4 protein-coding genes and 1 pseudogene are annotated in these 4,738 nt (G+C 71.4%); 1 reads left to right on the top strand and 4 read right to left on the bottom strand.

Features of this window, described 5'->3' with window-relative positions:
* On the bottom strand, positions 1-994 hold a 994-nt coding region (locus WA805_RS00200), incomplete at its 3' end, for a glycosyltransferase family 4 protein (RefSeq protein ID WP_425241350.1).
* 136 nt (positions 995-1,130) lie between these two features.
* Here WA805_RS00200 and WA805_RS00195 point away from each other — a divergent pair.
* Entirely contained in the window at positions 1,131-2,156 is a 1,026-nt protein-coding gene (locus WA805_RS00195; protein ID WP_425241349.1) for an LLM class flavin-dependent oxidoreductase, read from the top strand.
* A 61-nt stretch (positions 2,157-2,217) separates the two neighbouring features.
* Here the strand turns inward: WA805_RS00195 and WA805_RS00190 are convergent, their stop codons facing one another.
* From WA805_RS00190 to WA805_RS00180, 3 genes and pseudogenes are all read right to left on the bottom strand, one after another.
* Positions 2,218-3,237 (bottom strand): hypothetical protein, encoded by a 1,020-nt coding sequence (locus tag WA805_RS00190; protein WP_425241348.1) that lies wholly within the window; start codon positions 3,235-3,237, stop codon positions 2,218-2,220.
* A 5-nt stretch (positions 3,238-3,242) separates the two neighbouring features.
* The gene (locus WA805_RS00185; RefSeq protein ID WP_424559744.1) at positions 3,243-4,259 is read right to left on the bottom strand and encodes a hypothetical protein; all 1,017 of its coding nucleotides are present in this window, start codon (positions 4,257-4,259) and stop codon (positions 3,243-3,245) included.
* A pseudogene (locus tag WA805_RS00180) lies at positions 4,256-4,738 on the bottom strand (ABC transporter ATP-binding protein); the annotation flags it as partial. The gene WA805_RS00185 and the pseudogene WA805_RS00180, both read right to left, overlap by 4 nt.

Raw genomic sequence — 4,738 nt, 5'->3', positions numbered from 1 at the left:
ACACCCGCTGGACCGCCGCGGCGAGCGCGTCGCCATCGCCCGGCGGGACGAGGAACCCGGTCGCGCCCTCGTGCACCAGGTCGAGGGGGCCGCCGGCGGCCGGCGCGATCACTGGCAGCCCGCTCGCCGCGGCCTCCTGGATCGTCTGGCCGAAGGTCTCGAACGGGCCGGTGTGCACGAAGATGTCCAGGCTGGCGTAGATCCGTGCCAGGTCCGCGCCGTGCCGCTCGCCGAGGAACATCGCCAACGGGAGGGCCTGCCGCAGTTCTTCCTCCATCGGGCCGCCGCCGGTGACCGCGAGCCGCACTCCAGGCAGCCGGGTGATGGCGGCGAGCAGGTCGACCCGTTTCTCGTGCGCGAGCCGGCCCACGTAGCCGACGATCACCTCGCCGTCCGGCGCGAGCTCGGCGCGCAGCCGGCCGTCCCTATGGGCCGGATGGAACCGCTCGGTGTCAACGCCCCTGCCCCATAGCCACACCCGCTCCATGCCGTGCGCGTGCAGGTCGGCGGCCGTCGCGCTGGACGGGGCGAGGGTGCGGCCAGCCGCGTTGTGGATGTCGCGCAGCCAGCGCCACGCGAACGCCTCGGTGACCGCGCCGAGGCGGTAGGCGCGGGCGTAGTTAGGCAGGTCGGTCTGGTAGACGGCGACCACGGGCAGGTCCACGGCCCTGGCCACGCGGGCGCCCCAGGCGCCGAGCGCGACCGGACTGGCCAGGTGGACCACGTCGGTGCCGTGCCTGGTGATGGCGCGCCGGGTGCGCGGTGTGGGCAGGCCGAGCCGGAACGTCGGGTAGCCGGGCACCGGGACAGAGGGGACACGTTCCACCGGATAGCGGAACTGGCGGTCAGCGCCGATGGTGGCGCGCGCGGACTCTGGAGCAATGACCAGAGGGTGGTGGCCGTTGCGGACGAGGTTTTCTGCTACGCGTACTACGCAGTTTGCGACACCGTTGACATCGGGTGGGAAGGACTCCGTAATGATCGCGATCCTCATGTAATCAAGTTCGCCCACGGCGTGTTCGAGTTCCGCCAAGATGCCGTTACGGCCGGGCGAACTATCGATGACAATTAATTGCTGCGCCGGGAAGGTGTCAGGAAGATCCGGGCCCCGGCCGGTGTTGCCCCTCGACGTGGCCGGAATCCCAGATCCACTGACCCTCAACGGCGCGCCGCTGTCCGTGCTCGACCTGGCGCCCATCCCGGACGGCGGCTCGGCCGGCGAGGCGCTGCGCGCCACGACCGAGCTGGCCAGGCACACAGAATCCCTCGGTTTCACCCGCTTCTGGGTGGCCGAACACCACGGCATGCCGGGCATCGCGAGCTCGTCCCCGCCGGTGCTGATCGGGCACATCGCCGACGCGACGGAAACCATCAGGGTCGGCTCCGGCGGCGTGATGCTGCCGAACCACACCTCGCTCGTGGTCGCTGAGCAGTTCGGCATGCTCGAGGCGCTCCACCCGGGCCGCATCGACCTAGGCATCGGCCGCGCGCCTGGCACCGACCAGGCGACCGCCGCCGCGCTGCGGCACCGCGGCCCCGACGAGTTCCCGCGCCAGCTCACCGACCTGCTGGGCTTCTTCGCTGGGCAGTGGCCGACGGGCCACCCGAACACGACCGTGCACGCCGTTCCCGGCGAGGGCAACGGCCCGGACATGTGGCTGCTCGGCTCCAGCGGCTACAGCGCGCAGGTGGCCGGCGCGCTCGGCCTGCCGTTCGCGTTCGCGCACCACTTCATGCCCGCGAACACGCTCCCGGCGCTCGAGCTGTACCGGGAGTCCTTCCGCCCGTCGGAGACGCTCTCCAAGCCGTACGCGATGGTCGCCGCCGGAGTGATCTGCGCGGAGTCCGACGAGCGCGCTCGTTTCCTGGCCGGCTCGTCCGCGCTGTCGTTCCTGCGGCTGCGCCAGGGCCGCCCCGGCAGGGTCCCGTCCCCGGAGGAGGCGGCCGCCTACTCCTACAGCGACCTGGAGCAGGCCTTCATCGCGGACCGGCAGGCGACCCAGCTCATCGGCGCCCCGGACACGGTCCGCTCCGGCCTGACTGAGCTGCTGAAGCGGACCGAAGCCGACGAGCTGATGCTCACCACCCAGACCTACAGCCCGGCCGACCGCCTCCGCTCATTCGAGCTGGTCGCCGGGGCGGTATCCGCCAGCTGACCCGCGCGCCTGGTCCTGCTTTCCTTTTCCCGAACGGGCCCGTGGTGACTCGGTCCCGCTTTTACGCGTCCCGCCGGCTGACGACCGCGAAGGCCACCGCGATCAGCGCCGCGGCGAGCAGCAGGAAAATCCCCGTCTCGATGCCCTGGAACGCCCAGTACCGCGAGGCCGGCTGATACGTCACGTAGCCGCGGATGCCGTGCGCCTGCGCACAGGAGACCACGGCGTTGTAGGTGGCGCGCGTAAACGGCCCGTTACCCGCAGCGGCCTGGCACGAGGCGGGCAGCGAACTGACCGGGATCCCTTCGACGCCCGTGCCGAGGACTTGCCCGTTCGTCGATTGCGGGATGCTGATCGGCTGGCCGTTGGCGCCGACGAAGCCCGTGCCGAGCTGCCAGGCGGATCCGGCGGGGGTGAATCCGCTACTGAGCGAGAAGTAGCTGGTCACCGCGGTCATGAAAGACCGGCGCAGCGCCATGAAGATCACGGCCCTGACGACGATGAACCCGGCCAGCGTGACGGCGATCGCCGGCAGCGTCCTGCGCAGCAGCGCCCCCGCCGTGATGCCGAGCGCCGTCGCGAACACCGCGTAGCCCACGGGGACAATGCCCATGATGTCGAACCGGCCGGGGTCGAACGCGTTCGCCTGCAGCGCGTTGTTCGGCCCGGACCACCAGGTGACGAGCGCCGACACGATCCCGCCGATGGCGGCCGCGGCGAGCAGCAGCCAGCCGGCCTTGACCGCGAGCCAGCGACGCCTGGTGACGCTTTGCGTCCACGCGTACTGGTTGGTGCCGGTCTCGAACTCGTGCGCCAGCAACGGCGCGCCGGCCAGGATGCCGAGCACGGCGGGCACGCCCAGCGTCATGATCACGAGGAACCCGATCGCGTGACTGCCGAGGAAGAGCGTGCTAGACGATAGGTTGCCGCAGGTGCGGGACGCGGTGCACACGCTCAGCGCGGAGTGCCACTGCGAAGCGGCCTGCACTCCGGTGACCACGATCAGGGCGGCGAACGCCGCGACCAGCGCGGCAGTGATCGCCGCCGCGGCCCGGTACTGTCGCCAGACGACCCAGCTCATCGCGATCACGCGTCCCTGCGGCGGACCGCGTAGAAGGTGATGGCGATCAGCGCGGCGGCCACCGCCAGGTAGATGCCGGTCTCGATGCCCTGGAACGCCCAGTAGCGGCTGATGGGCTGATAGCTGATGAACTGGCGGTAGCCCGCCTTCTGCAGGCATCCGTAGACGGCGTTCAGCGTGGCGTTGGAGGGGCCAGCCGGGCCGCTGGCGCTGGCCGGGATCAGCTGCCGGCAAGCGGCGGGCAGCGACGTGCTCGGGACCCCGTCGATCATCACGTTGCCGAGCGGCCCCGTCACGACCTGGCCGGCCTTGTTGAGAAGACCGCCCCCGACATTGATGGAACCCGCCGGGGTATTGAGGTTGGCCGCCACCCCGTAAAAGGCGGTAACCGGGGCCATGAAGTGCATCCGCAGGTCCTGGGAAACCCACAGCCGCATCCCGATGAACCCGCCGATCACGATCGCGATCGCCGGCAGGGTGCGGCGCAGCACGGCGCCCGCCGCGATGCCCAGCGCCGTGGCGAACACCGCGTAGGCGACGGGGACCAGGCCCTGCTGGTCGAAGTAGTTCGACTGGAACGCGTCGCCGAACGCGGCGTTGCGCGGGCCGGACCACCAGGTCACGAGCGCGGCGATCGCGCCGCCCCAGACGGCGGCGGCGAGCAGCAGCCAGCCGACCTTGACCGCGAGCCAGCGGGTGCGGGTGATGCTCTGCGCCCAGGCGAAGTCGCAGGTGCGGGCCTCGAACTCGTGCGCCACGAGCGGCGCGCCCACCAGCACACCGAACAGGGCCGGCGCCAGCAAGCTGAGGACGACGAAATCCCATCCGAGCGCGCTGCCAAGCGAAACGGCGCCCTGATGCAGGTTGCCGCACGTGCCGCTGGCGGTGCACGCGGCGAGTACCGCGTGCCACTGCGCGGCCAGCTGGAACCCGGTGACGAGCAGCACCGTGGCGAACACGGCGAGCACCAGCGCGGCGACCGCCGCCTGCACGCGGTACTGCCGCCAGGTGAGCCAGGTCATTGCTCTTCTCCAACCGCGGTGAGGTGGGCGTACGCCTCGGGCGCGTCGGCGCCCATGTACCCGAGCACCAGGTCTTCCAGGCTGATGTCCTCGGCCTCGTAGGCCGGGTCGATGACCGGGCCGCCCAGCCGGACGAGCAGCCGCGCCTGGCGCGGCGTGCGCACCGCGTGCACCACGTGGTGCGTCCGCTCGAGCGCGGTCGTGTCCTTGACCGGCCCGACGAGCATCGTGTGCTCGGCGAGCAGGTCGTCGACCTCGCCGCAGAGCTGGACGTGGGACGAGGACACCAGGATGAGGTGGTCGCTCACCCGCTCCAGGTCGGCGACCAGGTGCGACGACAGCATGACGGTGAGCTCGCCGCCGGCGTCCGCCACGGCCGCCGTCAGCGTGCCGAGGAAGTGCCGCCGCGCCAGCGGGTCCAGCGCCGCGACCGGCTCGTCGAGCAGCAGCACCCGCGGCCGCTTGGCCAGCGTCAGCGC

It is taken from the genome of Trebonia sp., assembly GCF_049794275.1.
Classification (GTDB): Bacteria; Actinomycetota; Actinomycetes; order Streptosporangiales; family Streptosporangiaceae; genus Trebonia.
This window is presented reverse-complemented; position numbering and strand designations above follow the sequence as displayed.